At 67.9% G+C, this 24,638-nt stretch carries 24 protein-coding genes; 15 read left to right on the forward strand and 9 right to left on the reverse strand.

Annotated elements, in window-relative coordinates; all coding sequences use genetic code 11:
- Positions 1-2: 2 nt before the first annotated feature.
- On the forward strand, positions 3-1,064 hold the full coding sequence (locus PVT71_RS18755) for an ornithine cyclodeaminase (RefSeq protein WP_353475563.1): 1,062 nt from the start codon (positions 3-5) through the stop codon (positions 1,062-1,064).
- A gap of 43 nt (positions 1,065-1,107) precedes the next feature.
- On the opposite strand, the gene PVT71_RS18760 is transcribed toward PVT71_RS18755, so the two are convergent.
- Positions 1,108-1,758 carry a TetR/AcrR family transcriptional regulator gene (locus PVT71_RS18760; protein WP_353473965.1) on the reverse strand — a complete coding sequence of 217 codons (651 nt, stop codon included), beginning with the start codon at positions 1,756-1,758 and terminating at the stop codon, positions 1,108-1,110.
- 148 nt (positions 1,759-1,906) lie between these two features.
- On the opposite strand from PVT71_RS18760, the gene PVT71_RS18765 reads away from it, so the two are divergent.
- Both PVT71_RS18765 and PVT71_RS18770 read left to right on the forward strand, forming a co-directional pair.
- On the forward strand, positions 1,907-3,061 hold the full coding sequence (locus tag PVT71_RS18765) for an HlyD family secretion protein (RefSeq protein WP_353473966.1): 1,155 nt from the start codon (positions 1,907-1,909) through the stop codon (positions 3,059-3,061).
- A complete protein-coding gene (locus tag PVT71_RS18770) occupies positions 3,058-4,623 on the forward strand; it encodes a DHA2 family efflux MFS transporter permease subunit (RefSeq protein WP_353473967.1) in 1,566 nt (521 codons plus the stop codon). The genes PVT71_RS18765 and PVT71_RS18770 overlap by 4 nt, the downstream gene beginning before the upstream one ends.
- 100 nt (positions 4,624-4,723) lie before the next feature.
- Here the strand turns inward: PVT71_RS18770 and PVT71_RS18775 are convergent, their stop codons facing one another.
- From PVT71_RS18775 to PVT71_RS18785, 3 genes are all read right to left on the reverse strand, one after another.
- Entirely contained in the window at positions 4,724-6,643 is a 1,920-nt protein-coding gene (locus PVT71_RS18775; RefSeq protein WP_353473968.1) for a DEAD/DEAH box helicase, read from the reverse strand.
- 125 nt (positions 6,644-6,768) lie between these two features.
- Positions 6,769-8,193 carry an inorganic phosphate transporter gene (locus tag PVT71_RS18780; protein ID WP_353473969.1) on the reverse strand — a complete coding sequence of 475 codons (1,425 nt, stop codon included), beginning with the start codon at positions 8,191-8,193 and terminating at the stop codon, positions 6,769-6,771.
- 94 nt (positions 8,194-8,287) lie between these two features.
- Entirely contained in the window at positions 8,288-8,773 is a 486-nt protein-coding gene (locus PVT71_RS18785; protein ID WP_353473970.1) for an NUDIX hydrolase, read from the reverse strand.
- A 163-nt stretch (positions 8,774-8,936) separates the two neighbouring features.
- On the opposite strand from PVT71_RS18785, the gene PVT71_RS18790 reads away from it, so the two are divergent.
- Positions 8,937-10,175, forward strand: coding sequence for an aminopeptidase (locus tag PVT71_RS18790; protein ID WP_353473971.1), 1,239 nt, complete (start codon positions 8,937-8,939; stop codon positions 10,173-10,175).
- A 189-nt stretch (positions 10,176-10,364) separates the two neighbouring features.
- Entirely contained in the window at positions 10,365-10,640 is a 276-nt protein-coding gene (locus PVT71_RS18795; RefSeq protein ID WP_353473972.1) for a hypothetical protein, read from the forward strand.
- Between the two features lie 14 nt (positions 10,641-10,654).
- On the opposite strand, the gene PVT71_RS18800 is transcribed toward PVT71_RS18795, so the two are convergent.
- Positions 10,655-11,539, reverse strand: a complete 885-nt coding sequence (locus PVT71_RS18800; RefSeq protein ID WP_353473973.1) for a LysR family transcriptional regulator — start codon at positions 11,537-11,539, stop codon at positions 10,655-10,657.
- Positions 11,540-11,679: 140 nt separating this feature from the next.
- Here PVT71_RS18800 and PVT71_RS18805 point away from each other — a divergent pair, with 140 nt between their 5' ends.
- The 5 genes from PVT71_RS18805 to PVT71_RS18825 all read left to right on the forward strand — a co-directional run bounded on the left by PVT71_RS18805 (position 11,680) and on the right by PVT71_RS18825 (position 17,316).
- Positions 11,680-12,627 (forward strand): tripartite tricarboxylate transporter substrate binding protein, encoded by a 948-nt coding sequence (locus PVT71_RS18805; RefSeq protein ID WP_353473974.1) that lies wholly within the window; start codon positions 11,680-11,682, stop codon positions 12,625-12,627.
- A complete protein-coding gene (locus tag PVT71_RS18810; protein WP_353473975.1) occupies positions 12,624-13,139 on the forward strand; it encodes a tripartite tricarboxylate transporter TctB family protein in 516 nt (171 codons plus the stop codon). The genes PVT71_RS18805 and PVT71_RS18810 overlap by 4 nt, the downstream gene beginning before the upstream one ends.
- 1 nt (position 13,140) lies before the next feature.
- Complete coding sequence (locus PVT71_RS18815; RefSeq protein ID WP_353473976.1) at positions 13,141-14,658, forward strand: tripartite tricarboxylate transporter permease; 1,518 nt, start codon at positions 13,141-13,143, stop codon at positions 14,656-14,658.
- Positions 14,642-16,231, forward strand: coding sequence for a gamma-glutamyltransferase family protein (locus tag PVT71_RS18820; protein ID WP_353473977.1), 1,590 nt, complete (start codon positions 14,642-14,644; stop codon positions 16,229-16,231). The genes PVT71_RS18815 and PVT71_RS18820 overlap by 17 nt, the downstream gene beginning before the upstream one ends.
- A gap of 98 nt (positions 16,232-16,329) precedes the next feature.
- Positions 16,330-17,316 (forward strand): bile acid:sodium symporter family protein, encoded by a 987-nt coding sequence (locus PVT71_RS18825; RefSeq protein WP_353473978.1) that lies wholly within the window; start codon positions 16,330-16,332, stop codon positions 17,314-17,316.
- A 161-nt stretch (positions 17,317-17,477) separates the two neighbouring features.
- Here PVT71_RS18825 and PVT71_RS18830 read toward each other — a convergent pair whose 3' ends face one another.
- Positions 17,478-18,173, reverse strand: a complete 696-nt coding sequence (locus PVT71_RS18830; protein WP_353473979.1) for a hypothetical protein — start codon at positions 18,171-18,173, stop codon at positions 17,478-17,480.
- Positions 18,174-18,435: 262 nt separating this feature from the next.
- On the opposite strand from PVT71_RS18830, the gene PVT71_RS18835 reads away from it, so the two are divergent.
- Genes PVT71_RS18835 through PVT71_RS18845 form a run of 3 tightly spaced genes read left to right on the forward strand, consistent with a single transcriptional unit; the run spans position 18,436 to position 20,843 of the window.
- Complete coding sequence (locus PVT71_RS18835) at positions 18,436-19,719, forward strand: NAD(P)/FAD-dependent oxidoreductase (protein ID WP_353473980.1); 1,284 nt, start codon at positions 18,436-18,438, stop codon at positions 19,717-19,719.
- Positions 19,720-19,736: 17 nt separating this feature from the next.
- Positions 19,737-20,162, forward strand: a complete 426-nt coding sequence (locus PVT71_RS18840) for a RidA family protein (protein WP_353473981.1) — start codon at positions 19,737-19,739, stop codon at positions 20,160-20,162.
- Positions 20,163-20,168: 6 nt separating this feature from the next.
- On the forward strand, positions 20,169-20,843 hold the full coding sequence (locus tag PVT71_RS18845; protein WP_353473982.1) for a DUF1028 domain-containing protein: 675 nt from the start codon (positions 20,169-20,171) through the stop codon (positions 20,841-20,843).
- Positions 20,844-20,927: 84 nt separating this feature from the next.
- Here PVT71_RS18845 and PVT71_RS18850 read toward each other — a convergent pair whose 3' ends face one another.
- A complete protein-coding gene (locus tag PVT71_RS18850) occupies positions 20,928-21,449 on the reverse strand; it encodes a CBS domain-containing protein (RefSeq protein ID WP_353473983.1) in 522 nt (173 codons plus the stop codon).
- An 81-nt stretch (positions 21,450-21,530) separates the two neighbouring features.
- Between PVT71_RS18850 and PVT71_RS18855 the strand changes: the two genes are divergently transcribed.
- Positions 21,531-21,713, forward strand: coding sequence for a hypothetical protein (locus PVT71_RS18855; RefSeq protein WP_353473984.1), 183 nt, complete (start codon positions 21,531-21,533; stop codon positions 21,711-21,713).
- 98 nt (positions 21,714-21,811) lie between these two features.
- On the opposite strand, the gene nqrM is transcribed toward PVT71_RS18855, so the two are convergent.
- Positions 21,812-22,060 (reverse strand): (Na+)-NQR maturation NqrM, encoded by a 249-nt coding sequence (gene nqrM / locus PVT71_RS18860; RefSeq protein WP_353473985.1) that lies wholly within the window; start codon positions 22,058-22,060, stop codon positions 21,812-21,814.
- Between the two features lie 40 nt (positions 22,061-22,100).
- Positions 22,101-23,090 carry an FAD:protein FMN transferase gene (locus PVT71_RS18865; protein WP_353475564.1) on the reverse strand — a complete coding sequence of 330 codons (990 nt, stop codon included), beginning with the start codon at positions 23,088-23,090 and terminating at the stop codon, positions 22,101-22,103.
- Between the two features lie 203 nt (positions 23,091-23,293).
- On the opposite strand from PVT71_RS18865, the gene PVT71_RS18870 reads away from it, so the two are divergent.
- Positions 23,294-24,637: a Na(+)-translocating NADH-quinone reductase subunit A gene (locus tag PVT71_RS18870; RefSeq protein ID WP_353473986.1), complete on the forward strand. Its 1,344-nt coding sequence runs from the start codon at positions 23,294-23,296 to the stop codon at positions 24,635-24,637.
- Position 24,638: the final 1 nt, after the last annotated feature.

Raw genomic sequence — 24,638 nt, forward strand, 5'->3', positions numbered from 1 at the left:
TGATGGCCGTGAAACCTGCCGCTCTCGCCCCCTCGGCACTGGCCTACGTGCCCTTCGTGTCGGTCGAGAACATGATGAAGCTGGTCCATGCGCACGGGATCGAGGCCTTCATCACCGGGCTTGCCGCGGTGATCGAGGAGGATTTCAGACGCTGGCCCGAGTTCGACAAGACGCCGCGCGTGGCGTCGCACTCGCGCGACGGGGTGATCGAGCTGATGCCGACGGCGGATGCCGAGAACTACGGCTTCAAGTACGTGAACGGCCATCCCAAGAACATGCGCGAGGGCTACCAGACGGTGACCGCCTTCGGCGTGCTCTCGTCGGTGGCCAACGGCTACCCGATCCTGCTGACCGAGATGACCCTGCTGACCGCGCTGCGCACGGCGGCGACCTCGGCACTGGTCGGCACGTACCTCGCGCCGAAGGGGGCCGAGGTCATGGCGATGATCGGCAACGGCGCGCAATGCGAGTTCCAGGCGCTGGCCTTCCGCGCGCTCTGCGGGATCAACTGCCTGCGGCTCTACGACATCGACCCGGCGGCGACCGACAAGGCCGAGCGCAACCTTCTGGCGCAGGGCTTCGAGGTGGTGCGCTGCACCAGCCCCGAGGCGGCGGTCGAGGGCGCGCAGGTGATCACCACCTGCACCGCCGACAAGCAGTACGCGACGATCCTGACCGACAACATGGTCGGTGCGGGCGTGCATATCAACGCGATTGGCGGCGACTGCCCGGGCAAGACCGAGCTGCACCGCGACATCCTGCTGCGTTCCGACATCTTCGTGGAATACCCCGAGCAGACCCGCATCGAGGGCGAGATCCAGCAGCTTGACCCCGATCACCCGGTGATCGAGCTCTGGCAGGTGATGCGCGGCGAGGTTCAGGGACGGCGCGACGCCAAGCAGATCACGCTCTTCGACTCTGTGGGCTTTGCCATCGAGGACTTCAGCGCGCTGTGCTACGTGCACGGGCTGATCGACGGCGGCAGGTTCTGCGAGATGCTCGACCTGCTGGCCGATCCCGACGATCCCCGCGATCTTTTCGGCATGCTGACCCGCGCCGCCTGACCCGCGCGACCCGGACTGAAATCGAGGCGCCCCGCGGGGCGCCTTATGCCTTGTAGGCGGCGAGGAAGACGCGCACCGCCTCCTTCGCGACGCGGGCGATCTCTTCCTCGGTGGGCGCGTCGGGGCGGCGGCCGAAGAGCCTCGGGCGCCAGGTGAGCGTGGTGGAAAGCTCGATGAACTGCCCGGCGGCCAGCGCGGTGTCGGGCACGTTCAGCGTGCCGGCCTCGGTCTCGCGCCGCAGGAAGTCCTGAAGACAGCCGAGGAAATGCTTGGCCCCCGCGTCGTAGAAGCGCATCCCCAGTTCGGGCATGCGCTCGACCACGCTGATGACGATGCGCTGCGCACGGATGACATCCTCGGAATTCAGCTGCGTCGAAAGGCCGATGGCATAGGCCAACAGCCGCTCCTCGATGGTGCCCGCCTCGGCCAGCCGCGCGAAGATGCCGTCGAAGAAATCCCGCCGCTTGTCCTCGACCAGCGCGACGAAGAGGTCTTCCTTGTTCTCGAAGTAGACATAGAGCGTGCCCTTCGAGACGCCCGCCGCCTTGCAGATGCTGTTCATCGAGGCGGCGTCGAATCCCTGATCGACAAAGACCCGCCACGCGCCGTCGAGGATTTGACGGCGTTTTTCAGGGTCTTCGCCCGCGGCGTGGCGGCGCTTCTGCGCGCAGGCCCGGGCCTGCTCCGTGATCATGTCGAGTTTCATGGCCCTCATATAATCGAACCGGGTGGTTCGATGAAGTCTTGATTTTGAACTTCTACCCTCCTATGTGGTGTCGAACCGAGTGGTTCGATCAGCGAATCCTCCTCCCATCTGCATTCGACACCCAAAGGTCATCCCCATGTCCCGCCACGACCGCATCGAACCCACCGATCCCGAGACCCGTCCGGCCACGGCTCCGCAAGCCACCACTCACGAAACCGCGGAGGTGCCGCCCAAGAGCGGCCGCAAGAAGCGCATCCTTGGGGGGATCGCGCTGATTGCGCTGCTGGCGGGCGGCTACGAGGGCTATGGCTGGTGGACCGACGGGCGCTTCATGATCGAGACGGACGACGCCTATGTTCAGGCCGACCTCTCGCTCGTGTCGTCGAAGCTGCAGGGATATGTGGAGGAGATCCCGGTGCAGGCGAACCAGCACGTGAGCAAGGGCGACGTGCTGGTGCGGATCGAGGACGGTGATTTCCGCATCGCGCTCGAGCAGAAGCAGGCGCAACTGCCGACGCTCGAACGCACGCTGACCCGGATCGACGCCGAGACCGCCGCCGCCGAGGCCAGCGTGACGCAGGCCGAGGCCGAGCTGTCCGCCGCCGAGGCGGCGCTGCGCAGCGCGCAGACCGCGCTGACCCGGTCGCAGGGCCTCGCGGCGCGCAAGGTCACCTCGCAGGCCGATCTCGACGATGCCACCGAGGCGCTCGAGACCGCCAAGGCCAACCGTGCCGCCGCCGCCGCCGCGATCAAGGGCGCCGAGGCGCAGGTCGAGGTCCTGAAGGCCGAGCGCGCCGAGACCGAGTCGAGCCGCCGCGAGATGGAGCTCGACATCGCGCAGGCGCAGCGCGACCTCGACCACACCGTCCTGCGCGCGCCCTTCGACGGCACCGTCGCCAACATCGCCATCGAAGAGGGCGAGCTGGTGAACATCGGCGCCCGGCTTGCCGCCGTGGTTCCGGATCACGGGCTCTACGTCGAGGCGAACTTCAAGGAAACCCAGCTCGCGGACATCCACCCCGGCGAGTCCGTCAAGGTCAGCATCGACGCCATGGAAGGCCACGAGATCGAGGGCCGCGTGGTCTCGGTCGCGCCGGCCACCGGCTCGGTCTTCTCGCTGCTGCCGGCGGACAATGCCACCGGCAACTTCACCAAGATCGTGCAGCGCGTGCCGGTGCGGATCGAACTGCCCGAGGGCACGCCCGGCCTGCGCGCCGGCCTCTCGGCCGTGGTCGAGATCGACAAGCGCACCGCGCCCGCCGGCACGGAGCTTGCGGAGGTCTCGAAATGAGCACGGCAGCCCAGACGCCGGCCGGACCGCCCGAACTAACGCCGCGCAGGGTCGCGGCGTTTTTCGTGATGGTCTTCGGCATGTTCATGGCCATCCTCGACATCCAGATCGTCTCGGCCTCGCTGCCCGAGATCCAGGCGGGGCTCGGCGCCTCGTCGGACGAGATCAGCTGGGTGCAGACCTCGTACCTGATCGCCGAGGTCATCATGATCCCGCTCTCGGGCCTGCTCGGGCGGATGATGTCGACGCGATACCTCTTCGCCATCTCGGCGGCGGGATTCACCGCGGCCTCGTTCATGTGCGCCACCTCGGGCTCGATCAACGAGATGATCCTGTGGCGCGCGGTGCAGGGCTTCCTCGGCGGCGGCATGATCCCCTCGGTCTTCGCCGCGGCCTTCACCATCTTCCCCCCGTCAAAGCGGGCGATCGTCTCGCCGATGATCGGACTTGTCGCCACGCTTGCTCCCACCGTCGGCCCGACCGTCGGCGGCTATCTCAGCCACGCGATGAGCTGGCACTGGCTGTTCCTCGTCAACGTTCCGGCAGGCATCCTCGTCACCATCGGCGCGCTCTCCCTGATCGATTTCGACAAGCCCGAGTGGAAGCTCTTCGACAGTTTCGACTGGATCGGTCTCGGGGCGCTGGCCTGCTTCCTCGGCGCGATGGAATACGTTCTGGAAGAAGGGCCGGGCAACGACTGGTTCCAGGACGAGCTGGTCGCGGTGCTCTTCGTCGTCATGGTGATCGGCGGGGTGGTCACCTTCTGGCGGGCCTTCACGCTGAAGAACCCGGTGGTGGATTTCTCGGCCTTCGGGAACACCAACTTCGCCGTCGGCTCGGTGTTCAGCTTCGTGATGGGGATCGGGCTTTACGGGATGACCTATCTCTACCCGCTCTACCTGAGCTCGATCCGCGGCTACGACAGCCTGATGACCGGCGAGACGGTGTTCGTCTCGGGGCTTGCGATGTTCGTCTCGGCGCCGCTGGCGGGGGTGCTGTCGTCGAAGATGGACCTGCGGCTCATGCTGATGATGGGCTTCATCGGCTTCGGCATCTCGTCGTGGATGCTGACCGGCATGACCGCCGACTGGGATTTCCAGGAACTGCTCTGGCCGCAGGTGCTGCGCGGCCTGTCGCTGATGATCTGCATGGTGCCGATCAACAACCTCGCGCTCGGCACGCTGCCGCCCGAGAAGATGAAGAGCGCGTCGGGCCTCTACAACCTGATGCGCAACCTCGGCGGGGCCGTGGGGCTCGCGCTGATCAACACCGCGCTGACCGACCGCGGCGCGCTGCACACGGCCCGGCTGCGCGAGGCGCTGAGCTGGGACAACCCCGAGGCGCTGCGCCAGCTCGAGATGATGGGCCAGAACCTCTCGGCGCAGGGGATCGACGGCGACCGCGGCGCGCTGCAGCAGATGGCCGGGCGCATCACCGAGCAGGCCACGGTGATGTCCTTCGTCGACGTCTTCCTGCTGATTACCGTGCTCTTCGCCGGGCTCGCGGTCATGGCGCTGGCGATGAAGCCGCCGGCCAAGGGGGCAGGGGGCGCGGCGCACTGACGCGCGCCGCCGGCTCGACGAGCCGGACCCATGCAGAAACGAAGAAGGCCGCCGGATCACCCGGCGGCCTTCTTTTCATTCAGCGATCGAAGCGCGGGGCTCAGCCCTTGCGGTGCTTCTTGGGGCCGACCTTCTTGTGGGCGCCATCGGTGTCCTTGAAGGACTTCTTGGCACCGAACTTGCCCTTGGGCTTGTCGCCCTCGGCACGCTCGCGGCGCGGGCGCTCGAAGTCGCCGTCCTCGGACTTGCGCTTGAAGCCGCCGGGGCCGCCAAAGCCTTCCTTCTTCTTGAAGCCGCCTTCCTTCTTGAAGCCGCCGCCTTCCTTGCGGAAGCCGCCTTCCTTCTTGAAACCGCCTTCCTTCTTGAAGCCACCCTCCTTGCGGAAGCCACCTTCCTTCTTGAAGCCGCCGGGCTTGGGGCCGCGCGGCGCGCTCTTGAGCTCTTCGGGCAGGCCGTCGACCTGCTCCATCACCAGTCCCTGCGCCACTTCCATGTCGGGGCCGAGCGCCTCGAGGAAGCCCTCGACCGCGCTCTCGGAGATCTCGACATAGGTCAGCTCGTCGGCGATGCGGATGGCGCCGAGCGCCTCGCGGGTGATGTTGCCGGCGCGGCAGATCTTCGGCAGCAGCCAACGCGGGTTGGCGTTGCCTTCGCGGCCGACGGTGACGGTGAACCAGCGGCTCGCGCCGAAGGGCTCGGTGCGCGGTGCCTTCTCGGCGCGGGCATCGACCGGCAGCAGCTCCTCGGGGGCCGAGCGCAGGCTGCGCCATTGGCGCACCATCGCCTGGGCGATTTCCTCGGCGCTGTACTTCTCGGTGATCTGGGTCACCAGCGCGGCATCGGTCTCGGGCGAGGGGTCGGTCCACATGGGATCGGCCAGCATCCGCGCCTCGTCTCGCTCGAGCACGGCGTCGGCGCTCGGCGCCTCGCCCCACTCGGCCTCGACCTTGGCGAAACGCATGATGCGCTCGGCCTTCTTGCGGTCGCGCAGCGGCACGATCAGCGCCGAGATGCCCTTGCGCCCGGCGCGGCCGGTGCGGCCCGAACGGTGCAGCAGCGCCTCGTTGCTCTGCGGCAGCTCGGCGTGGATTACCAGGTCGAGGTTCGGCAGGTCGATGCCGCGGGCGGCCACATCGGTGGCGACGCAGACGCGGGCCCGGCCGTCACGCATCGCCTGCAGCGCGTGGCTGCGCTCGTCCTGGCTCAGCTCGCCCGAGAGGCCGACCACGGCGAAGCCGCGGTTGGTCAGGCGCGACACCAGACGCGACACGGTCGCGCGGGTGTTGGCGAAGACGATGGCGTTCGGCGCCTCGTGGAAGCGCAGCAGGTTGGTGATCGCGTTCTCCTGGTCGCCCTGGGCGACGATCACCGCGCGGTACTCGATGTCGGAGTGCTGCTTGGCACCGCCCTGCACCTGGATCCGCTGCGAGTCGCGTTGGTAGCGCTGAGCGAGCTGCGCGATCTGCGGCGAGACGGTGGCCGAGAAGAGCAAGGTCTGACGCTCGGGGTTCGAGGCTTCGAGGATGGTCTCGAGGTCTTCGCGGAAGCCGAGGTCGAGCATCTCGTCGGCCTCGTCGAGCACCACGGCCTTGACCGCCGAGAGATCGACCGCGCCACGGCGCAGGTGGTCGCAGAGGCGGCCCGGGGTGGCGACGAGGATGTGCGCGCCGCGCTCGAGCGCCCGGCGCTCGGTGCGGGCGTCCATGCCGCCGACGCAGGAGGCCATGACCGCACCGGCCTCGGCGTAGAGCCACGAGAGTTCGCGGCGGACCTGCAGCGCGAGTTCGCGGGTCGGGGCGATGATCAGGGCTTCCGGCGCGCCAGCGGCGCCGAAGCTCTCGGCGTCGCCGAGGATTGCGGGGGCAATGGCGAGACCGAAGCCCACCGTCTTGCCCGAACCCGTCTGCGCGGAAACCAGCATGTCGGTGCCGGCGATTGCCGGGTCGGCCACGGCTTCTTGCACGGGTGTAAGCGTTTCATATCCGCGGGCTTGCAGCGCGGCGGCGAGGGTCTGTTTCAAGGTCTGATGTCCGATCGAGAGACTGTCGGCGAAGGGAGTCGGTACGAGGAGTCAGACCGAGTCAGGGCGCCGGGAAAGGGTGCCTCATATACCCTGAGGCCCTTTCCGTAAAGCGCGGATTCAGCTTAGCCGACGAGGGTGGAGATGAGTAGGAAGCAAAGCGCCGACAGCAGGGCCGAGGCCGGGACCGTGATGATCCACGCGGCGATGATGGTCATGAAATGCGAGCGGCGGACCAGCTTGCGGCGCTGGCGCTCTTCCGCGGCGATGGGCTTGCGCGGGCTGCGGACGCGGTTTGCCCGGCGCGCGCGCATCTCCATGAACCATTCGCGGAAGAAGCCGACGCCGAAGATCGCGCCCACGGCGATGTGGGTCGAGCTGACCGGCAGGCCGAGCCACGAGGCGGCGATCACCGTCACCGCGGCCGAGAGCGCCACGCAATAGGCGCGCATCGGGTTCAGCTTGGTGATCTGGTTGCCGACCATGCGGATCAGCTTCGGGCCGAAGAGCATGAGGCCGCAGGAGATGCCGAGCGCGCCGATCACCATGACCCACATCGGGATCGCGACGCTTTCGGAGGCGTCGCCGCTGCTCATCGCATGCACGATGGCGGCGAGCGGACCGACGGCGTTGGCCACGTCATTGGCGCCGTGGGCGAAGGAGAGCAGCCCCGCGGAGACGACGAGCGGCAGGCGGAACAGCACCTTCAGCGAGGCGTTGCGGTTCTCGAGCCCGCGCGACTGGCGCCGCACCAGCGGCACGGAAACCAGCCAGAAGAACACGCCCGCCACCGCGCCGATGATCAGCGCGTCGTGCAGGTCGATCTTCATCAGGTGCTTGAGGCCCTTCATCGCCAGGTACATGGAGAAGGCGCCCGACATGATGCCGATCAGCACCGGCACCCAGACCCGCGCGGCGGCGATCCGGTCGGGCACGTACATCACCTTCCACTTGATGAAGGCGAGCATGGCGGCGGCGATGATGCCGCCCATCAGCGGCGAGATCACCCAGCTGGCGGCGATGGCGCCCATGGTCGACCAGTTCACCGTGCCGAAGCCCGCCGCGACGATGCCCGCACCCATCACGCCGCCGACGACGGCGTGGGTGGTCGAGACCGGCGCGCCGATCCAGGTGGCGAGGTTGACCCAGAGCGCCGCCGAGAGCAGCGCCGCCAGCATGGCCTGGATGAACAGGCTGCCCTCGCTGAGCGACGCGGGGTCGATGATGCCCTTGGATATGGTCGAGACCACGTCGCCGCCCGCCAGCAGCGCACCGGCGCTCTCGCAGATCGCGGCGATGGCGATGGCCCCGGCCATCGAGAGCGCGTTCGCGCCCACCGCCGGGCCCATGTTGTTGGCGACGTCGTTGGCGCCGATGTTCAGCGCCATGTAGGCGCCGAAGGCGGCGGCGACGATGATGACGATCGAGCCCGGCGCGGCGCCGGTCAGCAGCGCCGCGGCAGGCGCCGCGAAACCGACGAAGAGCAGCGAGAGACCGACGCCGACAAGCGGGCGCGCGGTGTAGAGAGAGGCGGATTCGAGAAGGGACATCCGATTGAGGTCGGTGTCCAACGTCTTCCACTCATGGCCTTTGGCTTGCCCGCTCACGGCGATGCCCTCTCTGTTCTCGGAATATCGGTGGTGCTCAGCCCGACGCCAGCGCGACGAGGAGATCGGGCGCGCGCGCCAGAAGCTGTCTCAGGCTCGGTTCCTCGACCATGGTCGCGGCCTCTGCCGGCCGAACCCAGCGACGCTCGCGCTCGCCGGCCTCGGGGAAGGTGTCGAACATGCCCTTCGCCTCGACGGCGTAGACATCGACGTGGGTCGGGGCCGGAAGCCCGCCATCGAGCCGCTTTTCGTAGCGGTAGCTGCCGACCTTCAGGGGGGGCTCGGAGGGTGCGCGCACCCCGGCCTCTTCCCAGGCTTCCTCGACAGCGGTGCCGGCGGCGTCGTAGCCGCGCTTCGGCCAGCCCTTGGGAAGCACCCAGCGCTTGGTCTCGCGCGAGGTGATCAGCAGGACCTCGAGCTCGTTCGTCTGCGGATTCTGCCTATGGCAAAGCGCCGCGACCTGGAATCGCGGGGGCCGCAGGAATGCGGGACCGATATATTTTTGCCATATGGAACGAAGCATGGCGGGCCTCCTATCACCAAATCGAGACGATCTTCAATGCATATTGCCCCGAATGAAAGCAAGCTGCGGCATTTTCACGCGAGGTCAGGCTGGCGTGGGGTTGCTTGACTGTTCTACGCCGCGGGCCCAGCTTTGCCGCAACCTACAGACAAAGGAGCATTTCATGACGTCGACCCCCATCGACCCCATGCTGATCGACCGGCTTGCCGAAGTGGCGGTGCGCACCGGCGTGAACATCCAGCCGGGCCAGCAACTGGTGCTGACCGCGCCGGTTTCGGCCCTGCCGCTGGTGCGCGCGGTGACCCGCGCGGCCTATCGCGCCGGGGCGTCGCTCGTGACGCCGCTGCTCTCGGATTCCGACGTGGCGCTCGCGCGGTTCGAGGAAGGCCACGACGCGAGCTTCGACGCGGCCACCGGCTGGCTCTACAACGGCATGGCCGAGGCCTTCGGCGCGGGGGCCGCGCGCATGGCCATCGTCGGCGAGGATCCGATGCTGCTCGCCGGGCAGGACCCGGCGAAGGTCTCGCGCATGGGCAAGGCCAACTCGAAGGCCTACAAGCCGGCGATGGAGAAGATCACCAACTTCAACATCAACTGGTCGATCTGCGCCTGGCCGGGTGCGGCCTGGGCCAAGCGCATGTTCCCCGAGCTTTCCGAGCCCGAGGCGCAGGCGAAGCTGGCCGAGGCGATCATTGCCGCCTCGCGCGTCACCGGCGACGATCCGGTCGCGGCCTGGGCCGAGCACAATGCCGCGCTGCGCGCCCGCACCGAGTGGCTGAACGCCGAGCGCTTCTCGGCGCTGCACTTCACCGGGCCGGGCACCGACCTGACCATCGGCCTTGCCGACGGGCATGAATGGCATGGCGGCGCGAGCACGGCGCAGAACGGCGTGGTCTGCAACCCGAACGTGCCGACAGAAGAGGTCTTCACCACCCCGCACGCGCAGCGCGTCGAGGGCTGGGTGCGCTCGACCAAGCCGCTGTCGCACCAGGGCAGCCTGATCGACGGCATCGAGGTGCGTTTCGAGGCGGGCCGCATCGTCGAGGCCAAGGCCTCGCAGGGCGAGGAAGTGCTGCGCGAGCTGCTGGCGACCGACGAGGGCGCGGCGCGTCTCGGCGAGGTGGCCCTCGTGCCGCACAGCTCGCCGATCTCGCAATCGGGGCTGCTCTTCTACAACACGCTCTTCGACGAGAACGCCGCCTGCCACATCGCGCTTGGCCAGTGCTACTCGAAATGCTTCCTCGACGGTGCCTCGCTGAGCGCGGAGCAGGTCGCGGCGCAGGGCGGCAACAGCTCGATGATCCACGTCGACTGGATGATCGGCGGCGCCGAGACCGACATCGACGGCATCCGCGAGGACGGCACCCGCGTGCCGGTCTTCCGCAAGGGCGAATGGGCCTGAAGCGGAAACGCGAAGACAATTCTCTACCTTAGGTTGAGATAACCGCAGGCCGCGCCGGAGAGATCCGGCGCGGCCTTTCCGCCTCAGGGTCGCCGAAAGTCTTAACGCCGCATTAACTTGGCGCATTGTCCACAGGCCGACTCAGGATACACTCGTTCTGCTGCCACGCGAGTATGAGGGGGTCGGTTCATGCGCAAGACAGAGACAGTCACCATCAGCGGCGAGATACTTGCCTACGCGGAAGGGCTCGTTGCACGAGGTGAATACCGTGACATCGGTACGGCGATCGAGGGCGAGCTGCTGAAGGCCCGCGCCCGCCGCACCGGCAAGATCAGCCCGTTCCAGAACGAGCTGCGACAGCGCCTGGTGATCCAGCCGGACCAGTGGGATGCCATGGGTGTCTCGGCCGAGCCGTTCTTCGGCGACGACCCGGCGCTGGCCCGCATCCTCGAGGATCGCAGCTGAGGCCGGACACGGGATCAATCCTGATCGTCGCGCGGGCGGCCATGCTCGATCAGCGCGGCGATCAGGGCTGACAGCACCTCGGCCCGGCTGGTCGTCGGGCGTCGCACCACGCCGAGCCGGCGGTGGATCGGCGGCGAGCCGAAGGGAAACCAGTCGAGCGCCGCGGTGATCGAATCCTGCAGCGCGACATAGGGGATGACGGCAAAGCCCATCCCCGCCCGCACGCATCCCACCACCGCCGTCATCGTGTTCACCGACACCGCCTGCCGCGGCGCGGCGCCGAGCCGGGCGATTTCCGTGTCGATCTGCCGTGCCAGCGGCACCTGCGTGCGGTAGCGGATGTAGGGCACCTGCCGCACGAGGTCGCGGATCGCCAGCCCGCCGGTGCCGGGCGGGGTGATCACCACCAGCGGCTCGCTCAGCACCTCGGTCCAGCGCAGGCTCGGCGGCACCGCCACGTGCTCGGCCACCAGCGCCGCGTCGAGCTGGCCCGAGACCACCTCGGCCATCAATTCCTCGGACATGCCGATGCGCAGCCGGTAGGTGAGGTCGGGATACTGTCCCCGCAGGCTCGCCAGCGCGTTCGGCACCAGCGAATTGGCCCCGGTGCGCAGCGTGCCGAAGGCCAGCGTGCCGCTGACGTTGCCGCCGGTCACCGAGGCCTTGGTCTCGGTGACGATGCGCAGGATCTGCCGCGCCGAGCGCAACATCTCGGCGCCCTTGGCGGTCAGCACCGGCGGGCGGCGGCTGCGGTCGTAGAGCTGCGCCCCCAGCTCCGCCTCGAGCGCCGAGACCTGCTGGCTCACCGCCGAGGCGGTGATGTTGATCGCCTGCGCCGCCGCGGCGAAGCCGCCATGCTGCTCGATGGCAAGAAGGGTTTCGAGTTGTCGCGTGTCCATGGGCTCAAGTTAAGCAAAACGAAAAATGATGGCAATAATTCCGCGCTTTGTGTGGAAATTTCTTGTGATATCCCGACCTGACGTAATCAGAACCGCCGGTGGCCAAACCACCGGCCTGCCAGCATACAGGGATCCTTCCCATGAAACTCCCCTCGGGCCTTGCCGCCCTTCTTGCCGCCGCCACCCTGATCGCCGCACCAGCCAGCGCCGGCGATTACCCCGACCACCCGGTCGAGTTCATCGTGCCCTGGTCGCCGGGCGGCGGGTCGGACACGCTGATGCGCCTCATCGCGGGCAACATCGCGCCCTTCCTCGGTGCCGACATGCCGATCATCAACATGCCCGGCGTCGGCGGCACCGTCGGCCTGCGCGAGGCCTCGCGCCGCGCCAACGACGGCTACACCATCAGCCAGGTCCACGAAGGCCTGCTGACCGCCACCGAGACCGGCATCACCGAGATCTCCTGGGAGGATTTCGAGCCGATCGCGCTGATGACCGCCTCGCCGCAGTATCTCGTGGTGCACCCGACCGAGGACTACACGAATTTCGAGGAATTCGTGACCTACGCCAAGGCGCACCCGGGCGAGATCACCATGGGCGTGACCCTCGGCGGCGTGCCGCACCTGCACGCGGCGATGATCGAACAGGCCTACGGGCTGCAGTTCGCCTACGTGGGCTATGAAGGCACCGGCGAGCGCGTCCGCGCCCTTGTCGGCGGCAACCTCGACGCGGCGATCGGCGACATCTCCTCCTCGAAGCAGTTCGTCGACAACGGCGACCTGCAGTTCCTCGCGGTGGGCTCGCTCGAGCGCGTCGACGAGGCGCCCGAGGTCCCGACCTTCAAGGAACTCGGAGCCGATCTCGAGCTGCAGGTGACCCGCGGCATCGTCATGCCGAAGGACGCGCCGCAGGAGGCCCGCGACAAGATGGAAGCGGCGCTCGAGGCGCTGTCGAAGGATCCGGCCTATATCGAGCAGACCAACAACGCCGGGGCCTCGGTCGACTTCCGCGGCCAGGAGGGCTACCGCGCCTACCTCGCCAAGCTCGACGAGACGGTGAAGTCGCTCGCAGAGGTGCTCGCACCGTGAGCGACGCCGGCTACGACAAGCAGCAGGCACGGGAGGCGGGCGAGATCGCCCGCCTCCTGAGCTACGTGCTGATCCTTCTCGCCTCGGTCGGGCTGTTCGTCTCGGCCGCTGCGATCCCCACCTCGCGCTTCGAGAAGCTCGGCGCGGGCGCCTTCCCCAAGATCGTCTTTGCCGGCATGGCGCTGGTGGCGGTGATCGCCATCGTCGACGCGCTGCGCAAGATCCCTGCCGGCGCCTACGGCCGCTTCGCCTGCCAGACCGTGGCATGGGCGCAGCGCCGTCACCTCGTCTTCGTCTCGCTCGGCGCGCTCGCGGTCTACCTCGTGCTGATCCCGGTGCTCGGCTTCTCTATAGCGAGCTTCCTCTTCATCCTCACGCTGGAAGCGGTGCTGATGCCGCGCCGGCCCGCGACGCTGCTGATCGCGGTGGTCGTCGCGCTCGTCTTCTCCTTCGGGCTGAACTGGCTCTTTGCCGAGGTCTTCTCGGTCTTCCTGCCGCGCGGGGTGCTCTGACATGGACAGCTTCCTTTCCGGCGCGGCGCAGATCTTCACGCTCGCCACGCTGATCTACATGCTCTTCGGCTCGCTGGCCGGCATCATCGCCGCCGCGATCCCGGGCTTCACGGTCACCATGGCCATCGTGCTGACCCTGCCGCTGACCTTCACCATGGAGCCGCTTCAGGGCATCGCGGTGATGCTCTCGGTCTACGTCGGCGGCTACACCGGCGGGCTCATCTCGGCGGCGCTGCTCGGCATTCCCGGCACGCCCTCGTCGGTCGCCACCACCTTCGACGCCTTCCCCATGGCCCGCAACGGCGAGCCCGGCCGGGCGCTGTCGCTCGGTGTCTGGGCCTCGTTCTTCGGCACCGTCATCTCGACCATCGTGCTGATCGTCGCCGCGCCGCCGCTGGCGATGTTCGCGGTGAAGCTCGGCCCGTGGGAATATTTCTCGCTGATCGTCTTCGCGCTGACCATCGTCGCCTCGCTGGTGGGTGACAGCGTGATCCGCGGCCTGCTGGCGGGGCTCGTCGGGCTTGCCATCTCGACCGTCGGCACCGACCCGATCATGGGGCGGCCGCGCTTCGACTTCGGCATCGAGATGCTGGAGACCGGGCTGCCGTTCCTCGTCGTGCTGATCGGCATCTTCGCGATCTCGCAGCTGACCTCCGAGGTCGAGGACGCGAAATCCGTCCGCTCGGGCAACGCGCTGGTGACCGGCGCCATCGACTTCCAGACCTGGAAGGTGATGAAGGAGGTGCTGCTGCGCCCGGTGAACCTGATCCGCTCGTCCATCGTCGGCGTGCTGATCGGCGCGCTGCCGGGGGCGGGGGGCTCGATTGCCAACCTCGTGGCCTATGACCAGGCCAAGCGCAGCTCGAAGGACCCCGAGAGCTTCGGCAAGGGCAACCCCGACGGCGTCGTCGCCTCGGAGGCGGGCAACTCGGCCACCGCCGGGGGTGGTCTCATCCCCCTCATCGGCCTCGGCATCCCGGGCTCTGCGGTGGACGCGATCCTGATGGCCTCGCTGATGGTTCACGGCATCTCGGTCGGCCCGCGGCTGATCATGGACCACGCCGACCTCGTCTACGGCATGTTCATCGCCATGGCCGTCGCCTCGCTGATGATGCTCTTCGTCTCGGTGGTGTCGATGCGGATGTTCCTGCGCGTCGCCGAGGTGCCGAAATGGCTCATCGTGCCGGTGGTCATGGTCTGCTGCGTCGTCGGCTCCTTCGCGCTGAACAACCGGGTGACCGACCTCTACCTGCTCGGCTTCATCGGGGTGGCGGGCTACGCGCTGCGCGCGCTCGGCTACTCGCTGGCGCCGCTGGTGCTGGGGGTGATCCTTGGCCCGATCGCCGAGACCAACCTGCGCCGGGCGCTGATGACCGATGCCGATCCGGCGCTGTTCTTCACCCGGCCGATCAGCCTAATCTTCCTCGTCGCGGCCCTCGTCTCGATTGCCTGGGCGATCCGCGGCCACCTCAAGACACGCAAAATTTCGGCAAGGAGTTCCGATGCGCCTGCGTCATGATCCCGTCTACCCGTCGCGCCGCTCGCCCGTGCTGGCCGAGAACGTCGTGGCCACGTCCCAGCCGCTGGCCACGCAGGCCGGGCTGACCATCCTGCAGCAGGGCGGCAACGCGGTGGATGCCGCGATCGCCACCGCCGCGGCGCTGACCGTGGTCGAACCCACGGGCAACGGGCTCGGCTCGGACGCCTTCTGCATCCTCTGGGACGGCAAGCAGCTGCACGGGCTCAACGCCTCGGGCCGCGCGCCCGCCGCCTGGTCGCCCGAGCGCTTCCCGGATGGCATGCCGCAGCACGGCTGGGACGCGGTTACGGTGCCGGGCGCGGTCAGCGCCTGGGTCGAGCTTTCGGAGCGGTTCGGCAAGCTCGGGCTGGCGACGGTGCTGGCCCCCGCGATCCGCTACGCCGAGGAAGGGTTCATCGTCTCGCCGGTGATCGCGACGCTCTGGGCCAAGGGCGCGGCGACGCTGGGCAAGCAGCCCGGTTTCGCCGAGACTTTCCTGCCCGGCGGCCGCGCCCCCAAGGCAGGCGAGCGCTTCCGCAACCCAGGTGCCGCGCGCACCCTCAAGGCGATTGCCGAGACCAAGGGCCGCGCCTTCTACGAGGGCGAGATCGCCGAGGAGATCGTCGCCTTCGCCAAGGCGCATGGCGGCGCAATGACGCTTGAGGATCTGGCGAGCCACAAGCCCGACTGGTGCGGCACGGTCAGCCAGTCCTTCGACGACGTCGAACTGCACGAGATCCCGCCGAACGGGCAGGGCATCGCCGCGCTCATGGCGCTGGGGATGCTGCAGCACACCTCGATCCGCGAGCATGGCCCGGATGACCTGATGGCCGTGCACCTGCAGATCGAGGCGATCAAGCTCGCCTATGCCGACCTGCACGCCTTTGTCGCCGACCGCGAGCACATGACCGAGGTGGACGAGACCGCGCTACTGGACCCCGGGTACCTGAGAACCCGCGCGGCGCTCATCGCCGAGGACAAGGCGCAGGACTTCGGTCCCGGCGCGCCGAAGCGCGGCGGCACGGTGCTGCTCAACACCGCCGATGCCTCGGGGATGATGGTCAGCTTCATCCAGTCCAACTACGCGGGCTTCGGCTCGGGCGTGGTGGTGCCGGGCACCGGCGTGTCGATGCAGAACCGCGGCTACGGCTTCACCACCGAGGAAGGCCACCCGAACCGCGTCGCGGGCGGCAAGCGGCCGTTCCACACGATCATCCCGGGCTTCGCCATGAAGCAGGGCGAGCCTCTCATGGCCTTCGGCATGATGGGCGGGCCGATCCAGGCGCAGGGACACCTGCAGCTGCTGCTGCGCACCCAGCTCTGGGAGCAGGACGTGCAGACCGCCGCCGACGCGCCGCGCTGGCGGATGATCGAGGGGCTCGACGTGGCCTGCGAGCCGAGCATGGCCCCGGCGGTGCTCGACGGGCTCAAGGCGCTCGGCCACCGGATCCAGATCGAGGCGCCGGACAATGCCTTCGGCTTTGGCGGTGCACAATTGGTGCACCGGCTGCCGGAAGGCGGCTTTGCGGCCGGCTCGGATCCGCGTAAGGATGGGCAGGCCGCAGGGTTCTGAGGCCCGCGTGACATCCGGCAAGGGCGCGGGCACCCCCCGCGCCCCTGTCGTTACAGGGAGCGGCGCAGGCGCCGGAGAGGGAAAGAGCAGGAGACGGGATGAAGTATCTCAAACGCATCGGCATCGACACCTACATGCTGCTGCTGATCGGCACGGTCTTCCTTGGCCTGCTGCTGCCCGCGCAGGGCGTGGCGGCGGTGGGGCTGAAACACGTGACCTTCTGGGCCGTCGCGCTGCTGTTCTTCCTCTACGGGGCCAAGCTCGACCCGAGCGCGGTGCGTGCCGGGCTGCTGAACTGGCGGCTGCAGGGGTTGAGCTTCGGCGCGACCTACGCGCTCTTCCCGGTGATCGGCATGGGGCTGGCGGCGATCTTCGCCCCGGCGCTCGGCACCGAGGTCACGCTTGGCCTGCTGTTCCTGTCGGTGCTGCCCTCGACCGTGCAATCCTCGATCGCCTTCACCTCGATCGCGGGGGGCAACGTGCCAGCGGCGATCTGCGCCGCCTCGCTGTCGAACATCGTCGGCGTGGTGCTGACCCCGGCGCTGGTGGCGCTGCTGCTGCATGCCGGGGATGGCGGGGTAAGCTTCGACGCGGTGGTCAAGATCGGCACGCAGATCCTGCTGCCCTTCGTCGTCGGCCAGCTGGTCCGGCCCTGGGTCGGCGCCTTCGTGAAGCGCCACAAGGTCCTGACCATGGTGGTGGATCGCGGCTCGATCCTGCTCATCGTCTACTCGGCCTTCAGCGCGGGCACGGTCTCGGGGCTCTGGTCGAAGATCCCGATGGCGAGCCTCGTGATGCTGCTGCTGGTGGTGCTGGTCTTCCTTGCCATCGTCATGCTGATGATGATCGGGGCGGGCAAGCTCTTCGGCCTGCCCTACGCGGACCGGGCGGTGCTGTTCTACTGCGGCTCGACCAAGAGCCTCGCCTCGGGTCTGCCGATCGCCACGGCGCTCTTCGCCGCCGACCAGGTCGGGGCGATCGTGCTGCCGGTGATGATCTACCACATGAGCCAGCTGCTGGTCTGCGCCTTCGTCTCGCAGAAGGCGGCGCGGCGCGTCGAAAGCGGCGCGGTCCCGGCGAGCTGAGCCGCCGGACGCTGTCGATGTTGCGAAGGTCCGGCTCGTGCCGGGCCTTCTGCGTTTCGGTGCAGGCAAGCGTCAGGTCTGCGAGGACCGGGTGCCTTGAGCGACCGCTTCCTTCCGCACCGAGCTTCGGAGGCTGTCGGCATCGGCAATCCGCGGCCTGATCAACGGTTCAGCGACTCGATTTCGGTGGCGTTGTCCGCAACGATCGCAGCTTGCTCGAACAGTCTTCGCACCGCCTTGTCGCTGAGCGTCTCTTCCTTGTCGGAACCATCATGCGCAAGCGTGCCGATCCGCGTGATGAGATCGAGGTGAATCCTGCCACCTTCCATGAGCTGCCGCCTCATCAACTCATTCAGGCGCAGGTTGGTCGCCTGCGTCGATCCGGGGCGGCGATAGGAGCCGAAGCGTCTGTCCAAGTTTGCGCTCTCCCCGATGTAGCAGCGAGACCCGCCCTCTCCAGAAAATCGGAAGCGATAGATCCCGGCCTCTTTCGGCGCCGCGGGGAAAGCCAACGCTTGCTCGCTGGACAGGGTGATCTCTCCCGCGGCAGTCCATTCCGCGGACAGGGAGCTTCTGATCGCCGGAAGAAAGGCCGGTGACGAGGAGTGCGCATCGCGCCGCACGAAACTGACCTCCTCCATCTCGAGCGCGAGGTCTTCGGTGCGCCATCCGGCATGCAGCCAGGCGGCAGAATGCCGCTTGCCGTCCTGATCGTTGTTGCCCCACCATGCCGGGTATTTCCGGGCGCTCGGCGGAAGCTCCCGACCGATGATTTCTTCAATGTCCGCGAACTTCATTCTCACGGTTGTGACGCGGAGCGAGGACAGGCGGTCTTTCAGGGGATCGTAGAGGCTCACCGGGTTTCAGCTTCTTCTTGGGATGCGCGACATGGGCCACATGATGTTGATTCATAAGACTATCGCAACAGGGATAATGGGCGGCAGGGCACCGGCCTGGCGCCTTCGCACTGGGCGCACTTGCCGAACCATCGCCGCCTTCCGGGCGGGCATCCGCGCTGGCTTAGGCGTGGCCGAAGCAGGGGCGATGAAATTCGTAATTCGCCCGAAGCTGCCGCGGAGTTAGACAGGAGGGGACTCTCTGGCCGCGGAAGGACTCGCCATGCCCGTTGAAACCATCGACACGCTCGTCATCGGCGCTGGTCAGGCCGGGGTCGCCATGAGTGAGCATCTCGCGCGCGAGGGCGTGCCGCACATCGTGCTCGAGAAGAGCCGCATCGCCGAGCGCTGGCGCACCGGGCGCTGGGATTCGCTGGTCGCCAACGGCCCCGCCTGGCACGACCGCTTTCCGGGCATGGAATTCGACGGCGACGGCGAGGCCTTTCCCGGCAAGGACGAGGTGGCAGAGTATTTCGAGCGCTACGCCGCGAAATTCGGCGCGCCGATCCGCTGCGGCGTCGAGGTGACGCGGGTCCAGCGTCTGGGCGGGCGGCCCGGCTTCCGGGTGGAGACCTCGGAAGGGGTGATCGAGGCGCGCAACGTGGTCTCGGCCACCGGTCCGTTCCAGACCCCGGTGATCCCGAAGGTGGTGCCACAGGACGCGCCGGTGATGCAGCTGCACTCGGCCGATTACCGCAACCCGGGCCAGCTGCCCGAGGGGGCGGTGCTGGTCGTCGGGGCGGGCTCTTCGGGGGCGCAGATCGCCGACGAGCTGAACCGGGCCGGGCGCAAGGTCTACCTGTCGGTCGGGCCGCACGGGCGCCCGCCGCGCGCCTATCGCGGGCGCGACTATTGCTGGTGGCTTGGGGTGCTGGGGCTCTGGGACATCCCGGCTCCCGCGCCGGGCACCGAGCACGTCACCATCGCGGTGAGCGGCGCAAACGGCGGCCGGACCGTGGAGTTCCGCCAACTCGCGGCGGAGGGCATCACGCTGGTCGGGCACACCGACCGGTTCGAGGACGGGCGGCTGCATTTCCGGGACGATCTCGTGCGCAACGTCGAGGAGGGGGATGCCAACTACCTCGCGCTGCTCGATCAGGCCGACGCCTATGTCACGGCGAACGGGCTCGAACTGCCCGAGGAACCCTCGGCGCGGCTGCTGCCGCCCGACCCCGAGTGCATGACCCATCCGCTCGCCGAGCTCGATCTCGCCGAGGCCGGGGTGAGCACGATCATCTGGGCGACCGGCTACGCGCTCGACTATGGCTGGCTCGAGCTCGACGTGCTCGACGAGACCGGGCGTCCGCGCCAGCAGCGCGGCGTCTCGCCCGAGCGCGGCTTCTACTTCCTCGGCCTGCCGTGGCTTTCGCGCCGCGGCTCGAGCTTCATCTGGGGCGTCTGGCACGACGCCCGTTACATCGCCGATCAGATCGTGATCCAGCGCAGCTACACCCATTACGACGACGAGGCCCGGCGCGCGACTTCCCCCGCGCGGGCCGCAGAATAACCCCAACGGAGCGCCAGATGGCCCATACCCGCATCCGCAAGTTCAACACCAAGGACACCTACCCCGAGCAGAAGCTCGACAACGACCTCTGCCAGGCGGTGGTCGCCGAGGGCAAGATGGTGTTCCTGCGTGGCCAGTGCCCGCAGAACCTCGACGATGCCAAGAACATCGACAGCCACGACCCGGTCGAGCAGACCCACAAGGTCATGCAGAACATCAAGCAGCTGATGGAGGAATGCGGCGGCGCGATGGAGCATGTCTGCCGCGTGCAGGTGTTCCTGACCGACGTGCGCAACCGCGAGGCGGTCTACCGGACCATGGGCGAGTACATCAGGGGCGTGCACCCGGTGTCCACCGGCCTCGTCGTCACCGCGCTGGCGCGTCCCGACTGGCTGGTCGAGATCGAGGCGACCGCGGTCATCCCGCACGACTACAAGGCCTGAGCCGCGATGACCTTCTCGCTCGTCGCCCGCTGCCCCGAGACCGGCATGTTCGGCCTCGTCATCTCGTCCTCGTCGCCGGCCGTTGCGGCGCGCTGTTCCTATGCGCGCGCCGGGGTGGGAGCCGTGGCCTCGCAGAACGTGACGGATCCCTCGCTGGGCCCGCTCGCGCTCGACCTGATGGAGCAGGGGATGAGCGCGCCCGAGGCCATCGCGGAGGTGCAGCGGCGCGGCAGGTTCATCGAGTACCGGCAGGTGCTGGCGGTGGACGGGCAGGGGCGCACGGCGATCCATTCCGGGCCGAACTCGCTGGGTATCTGGACGCAGGCGCAGGCCGAGAACGCCGCCTCGGGCGGCAACATGCTGGCCAATGACGGCGTGCCGCAGGCGATGGTCGATGCCTATCTCGGTGCGACCGGCCATATCGGCGACCGCCTGATCGCGGCGTTGCGGGCGGGGCTCGCGGCGGGGGGCGAGGCCGGGCCGGTGCATTCGGCGGGGCTGAAGATCGTCGACAAGGTCAGCTGGCCGGTGGCCGACCTGCGCTGCGACTGGACCGAGGACTGCCCGATCGAGGCGGTGGCCACGGCCTGGGAGATCTACAAGCCGCAGCTCGCGGCCTACGTGCAGCGCGCGCTCGACCCGCGCGAGGCGCCCTCCTACGGGGTGCCGGGCGACGAGTGACGCCGGGACGATAGACAAAAGAGGGCCGCGACCGAACCGGACGCGGCCCTTTTCCTTGCGTGACGCCCTGTGCCCGCGCCGGGCTCAGCCGACGATCAGCTGCTTGAGCTTCAGCGCCTCGTATTCCAGCGCGATCAGCCGGAAGTTCACCACGTCGCCGATCGAGATCATGCCGATCAGTTCTTCGTCCTCGAGCACCGGCATGTGGCGGAAGCGCCCGTCGGTCATCCGGCGCAGCACCCACACGAGCGAGTCCTCGGGGGTGCAGGTCTCGAGCTTGGTGGTCATCAGCTCGGCCACGGTCTGCGGCAGGGTGCGCCCCGGCGTGTCGGCGAGCCGCCGCACGATGTCGCGCTCGGAGAGGATGCCGACAAGTTCACCCTCGGCGTCGACAACCAGAAGCGCGCCGATGCGCTGGTCGCGGAGCACCTCGACCGCCCGGCCGATGGTCTCGTGCGGATGGATGGTGAAGAGATCGCCGCTCTTGGTCTCGAGCACGTGGTCCACGGTCGCCTCGGAGGCCGAGAGGTTCGTGGCCAGGGTCTGGCTGTGGCTGTGTTCGTGCTCGTCGTCGTCGCGGGTATGAGGTCTGTAAGAAGCTGGCATGGCATTACCCTCCCTTGAACCTCTTTCAGGTTAGTGCAATCAGCGCACGAGTAAACGAAATCCAGCTCGGAGGCCCGACTCTTGCCCGATCTCACGCTGTCCCCCGCCAGCGCCACGGTGCTCTTCGTGATCGCCTGCCTTGTCGGTTACCGCTACCGCAGCGTGTGGAAGGCCGAGGGTCCGCGCTGGCAGCTCTGGGTGTTCGGGGTGGTCGCCGCCGCGGCGCTGCTGGTGCTGGGCCTGACCCCGCTGACCAGCCACTGAGGGCGCAGCCGCCCGGCGCGTGCCGGGCCAAGCCGTTCCGCCAAAACGAAAACGCCGGCCCTCGGGCCGGCGTTTCGTATTCCGGAAGGGGCCGCGGCTCAGGTGGCCTGGCGCTCTTCGCGCTCCATCTGCTCGAGCATCTTGCGCGCCTTGGGGCAGTGCAGGCGGTCGCGCAGCGGGCTGTCGGGATCGACCTCCTGCTTGCAGACCACGCAGCGGTCGGCCCCGGCGATGGCGTTGAGCCCGCCGCAGCTGCCCTTGATCGTCCGCCCGTTGAGAATGACGCCGAGCGCCATGCCCAGCATCACGATCATCAGAAGTCCGAAGGCGAGAACGAAGGTCGACATGTCGAAACCTCCCTTTCAGCGGTTGCGCGGCCCGAGAGACTCAGGCCTGCAGCGCGGTGAAGCGGTCGCTGGCCGTGAGCTTGAAGCCCTTGTCGCCTGCCTTGCCGGTGCGTTCAATGAAGAGCGCCGCCATGTCACGCTGATTTGCGAGTTCGAGACCACGCTCGGCACCGAGCACCAGCAGGGCGGTCGCCCAGGCGTCGGCCAGCATGGCGTTCTCGGTCATCACGGTCACCGAGGCGGTGTTGTGGGTGACCGGGCGGCCGGTGGTGGCGTCGATGATGTGCGAGTAGCGCTTGCCTTCGTAGTCGAAGAAGTTGCGGTAGTCGCCCGAGGTCGCCATGCCCATGTCGGACACGGCCACGACCTGCTGCACGCCGCGGTCGAAGGCTTCCGGCGTCTCGATGCCGATGCGCCATGCCTGGCCGTCGGGGTTCTTGCCGGCGGTGTAGAGATCGCCGCCGATCTCGACCATGTAGTCGGTGATGCCGAAGCCGGCGAGGGTGCGCGCGACCTGGTCGATGCCGAAGCCCTTGCCGATGGCCGAGAGGTAGACTTCCGCCTCGGGGCGCATCTTCTGCAGCGCGCGGTCCGCAACGCCCACCGACTGCGACTGGCCGCAGCAGGCCAGCGCCTGCGCGACTTCGGCGTCGCTCGGCATGTCGCTGCGGGTCTTGCCCGAGCCGAAGCCCCAGAGGTCGATCAGCGGGCCGACGGTGACGTCGAATCGGCCGTCGGTGGCCGCGTTGATCTCGTGCGCCGCGGTCATCACGTGCGCGACCTCGGGCGAGACGGCGAAACGGTCGGTCGCCCCGGCGGCGTTGAAGCGCGAGATCTCCGAGCCGGCATCCCAGTTCGACATCTGCGCGGTCACCTGCGACAGGCTCGCGTTCACGGCCTGCTGCAGCTCGGCCTTGTCGATCTTGTTGGTGTGGTCGATCGCGGCGATCGAATAGCTCGTGCCCATGGTCAGGCCTGCGAGCTCGATGACGGACCACCCTTTCTTGCACGCCGCCAGGGCGAAAGGCATCACGAGGAAGCTACGGCGAGAAAAGGTAAGAGGGTTCATCCGGTATCTCCGCAGGAAGCTGTAGGGTCGACGATGAGACAAACGGCTTCTGAGCCGTTTTGGCGGGTGATTCAACATTAAATTCGAAACTTTCTCGTCAAACTCTTCCAAACTGCGGCGTTGCGGCGCATAAGGCTGCCGGAAAAAGGACAGGACGAAGCGACGTGCAGCAATATACGTTGAGAAAAGGTCTCGATGTCCCGGTGCTGGGGACACCCGAAGGCGGAATCGAAGACGGTGCAGCGGTCCGGACCGTTGCGGTTCTGGGGCAGGATTACATCGGCTTGAAGCCGAGAATCGTGGTGCAGGAAGGCGATGTCGTCGCCGCCGGCGCGCCGATTCTGGCCCACAAGGATACGCCCGAGGTTCAGGTCACCGCGCCGGTTTCGGGGCGAATCAAGGCGGTCAACCGCGGCCCGCGCCGCGTGCTGATCAGCATCGAGATCGAGGTCGACCCGAGCGCCGCCGAGCCCATGGACTTCACGTCCGTCGGCGACGCGACCACCACCGCGGGCCTCATCGCCAAGCTCTGCGCCTCCGGCCTCTGGACCTCGTTCCGCACCCGTCCCTACTCGAAGGTGCCGGCGCCCGAGAGCAAGCCTGCCGCGATCTTCGTCACCGCGATGGACAGCGAGCCGCTCTGCGGCGACGCCGCCACGATCATCGCCGAGGATGCCGGTGCCTTCACCCGCGGCCTGCAGGCGCTGCCGCTGCTGACCGAGGGCAAGGTGTACCTCTGCCAGAAGATCGGCGCGGATATGCCCGGCGCCGACCTGCCCGGCATCACCGCCGCGGGCTTCTCGGGGCCGCACCCGGCGGGCCTTGCCGGCACGCACATGCATTTCCTCGAGCCGCCCTCGGCCGCGAAGACCGTCTGGAGCATTGGCTACCATGACGTGATCGCGATCGGGAAACTGCTCGAGACCGGGCGTCTGGACGCCAAGCGCATCATCGCCCTGTCCGGCCCGATGTGCAGCCGTCCGCGCCTCGTGCGTACGCTCGCTGGGGCCTCGATGGAGGATCTCTGCGCCGAGGACCTCAAGGGCGGCACGCCCGTCCGCGTCATCTCTGGCTCGATCCTCAGCGGCCGCATGGGGGCGGGTCAGACCGGCTTCCTTGGCCGCTACGCGCGCCAGATCACCCTGATCGAGGAAGACAAGAAGCAGATCCCGATGGGCTGGATCCGCCCGATGGGCTCGAAGTTCGCGGTGCAGCCGGTGCTCGGCTCGGCCTTCACCAAGAAGCTCTACGCGCTCACGTCGAACCTCAACGGCGGCCGCCGCGCCATGGTGCCGCTCGGCACCTTCGAGGAGCTGATGCCGCAGGACTACCTGCCGACGCAGCTTCTGCGCGCGCTGCTGGTGATGGACACCGACACGGCACAGGCGCTGGGTGCGCTGGAGCTGGACGAGGAGGACCTCGGCCTCTGCGGTTTCGCCTGCCCGGCCAAGTACGAATACGGCATCGCCCTTCGCGACAGCCTCAGCAAGATCGAAAAGGAGGGCTAAG

It is taken from the genome of Salipiger sp. H15, assembly GCF_040409955.1.
Classification (GTDB): Bacteria; Pseudomonadota; Alphaproteobacteria; order Rhodobacterales; family Rhodobacteraceae; genus Salipiger.

Excerpts from the sequence above, each read along its gene's own strand:
- PVT71_RS18755 (WP_353475563.1), top strand. The coding sequence starts at position 3 with ATGGCCGTGAAACCTGCCGCTCTCGCCCCCTCGGCACTGGCCTACGTG.
- PVT71_RS18760 (WP_353473965.1), bottom strand. The coding sequence starts at position 1,758 with ATGATCACGGAGCAGGCCCGGGCCTGCGCGCAGAAGCGCCGCCACGCC.
- PVT71_RS18765 (WP_353473966.1), top strand. The coding sequence starts at position 1,907 with ATGTCCCGCCACGACCGCATCGAACCCACCGATCCCGAGACCCGTCCG.
- PVT71_RS18770 (WP_353473967.1), top strand. The coding sequence starts at position 3,058 with ATGAGCACGGCAGCCCAGACGCCGGCCGGACCGCCCGAACTAACGCCG.
- PVT71_RS18780 (WP_353473969.1), bottom strand. The coding sequence starts at position 8,193 with ATGTCCCTTCTCGAATCCGCCTCTCTCTACACCGCGCGCCCGCTTGTC.
- PVT71_RS18785 (WP_353473970.1), bottom strand. The coding sequence starts at position 8,773 with ATGCTTCGTTCCATATGGCAAAAATATATCGGTCCCGCATTCCTGCGG.
- PVT71_RS18790 (WP_353473971.1), top strand. The coding sequence starts at position 8,937 with ATGACGTCGACCCCCATCGACCCCATGCTGATCGACCGGCTTGCCGAA.
- PVT71_RS18795 (WP_353473972.1), top strand. The coding sequence starts at position 10,365 with ATGCGCAAGACAGAGACAGTCACCATCAGCGGCGAGATACTTGCCTAC.
- PVT71_RS18800 (WP_353473973.1), bottom strand. The coding sequence starts at position 11,539 with ATGGACACGCGACAACTCGAAACCCTTCTTGCCATCGAGCAGCATGGC.
- PVT71_RS18805 (WP_353473974.1), top strand. The coding sequence starts at position 11,680 with ATGAAACTCCCCTCGGGCCTTGCCGCCCTTCTTGCCGCCGCCACCCTG.
- PVT71_RS18815 (WP_353473976.1), top strand. The coding sequence starts at position 13,141 with ATGGACAGCTTCCTTTCCGGCGCGGCGCAGATCTTCACGCTCGCCACG.
- PVT71_RS18820 (WP_353473977.1), top strand. The coding sequence starts at position 14,642 with ATGCGCCTGCGTCATGATCCCGTCTACCCGTCGCGCCGCTCGCCCGTG.
- PVT71_RS18825 (WP_353473978.1), top strand. The coding sequence starts at position 16,330 with ATGAAGTATCTCAAACGCATCGGCATCGACACCTACATGCTGCTGCTG.
- PVT71_RS18835 (WP_353473980.1), top strand. The coding sequence starts at position 18,436 with ATGCCCGTTGAAACCATCGACACGCTCGTCATCGGCGCTGGTCAGGCC.
- PVT71_RS18840 (WP_353473981.1), top strand. The coding sequence starts at position 19,737 with ATGGCCCATACCCGCATCCGCAAGTTCAACACCAAGGACACCTACCCC.
- PVT71_RS18845 (WP_353473982.1), top strand. The coding sequence starts at position 20,169 with ATGACCTTCTCGCTCGTCGCCCGCTGCCCCGAGACCGGCATGTTCGGC.
- PVT71_RS18850 (WP_353473983.1), bottom strand. The coding sequence starts at position 21,449 with ATGCCAGCTTCTTACAGACCTCATACCCGCGACGACGACGAGCACGAA.
- nqrM (WP_353473985.1), bottom strand. The coding sequence starts at position 22,060 with ATGTCGACCTTCGTTCTCGCCTTCGGACTTCTGATGATCGTGATGCTG.
- PVT71_RS18865 (WP_353475564.1), bottom strand. The coding sequence starts at position 23,090 with ATGCCTTTCGCCCTGGCGGCGTGCAAGAAAGGGTGGTCCGTCATCGAG.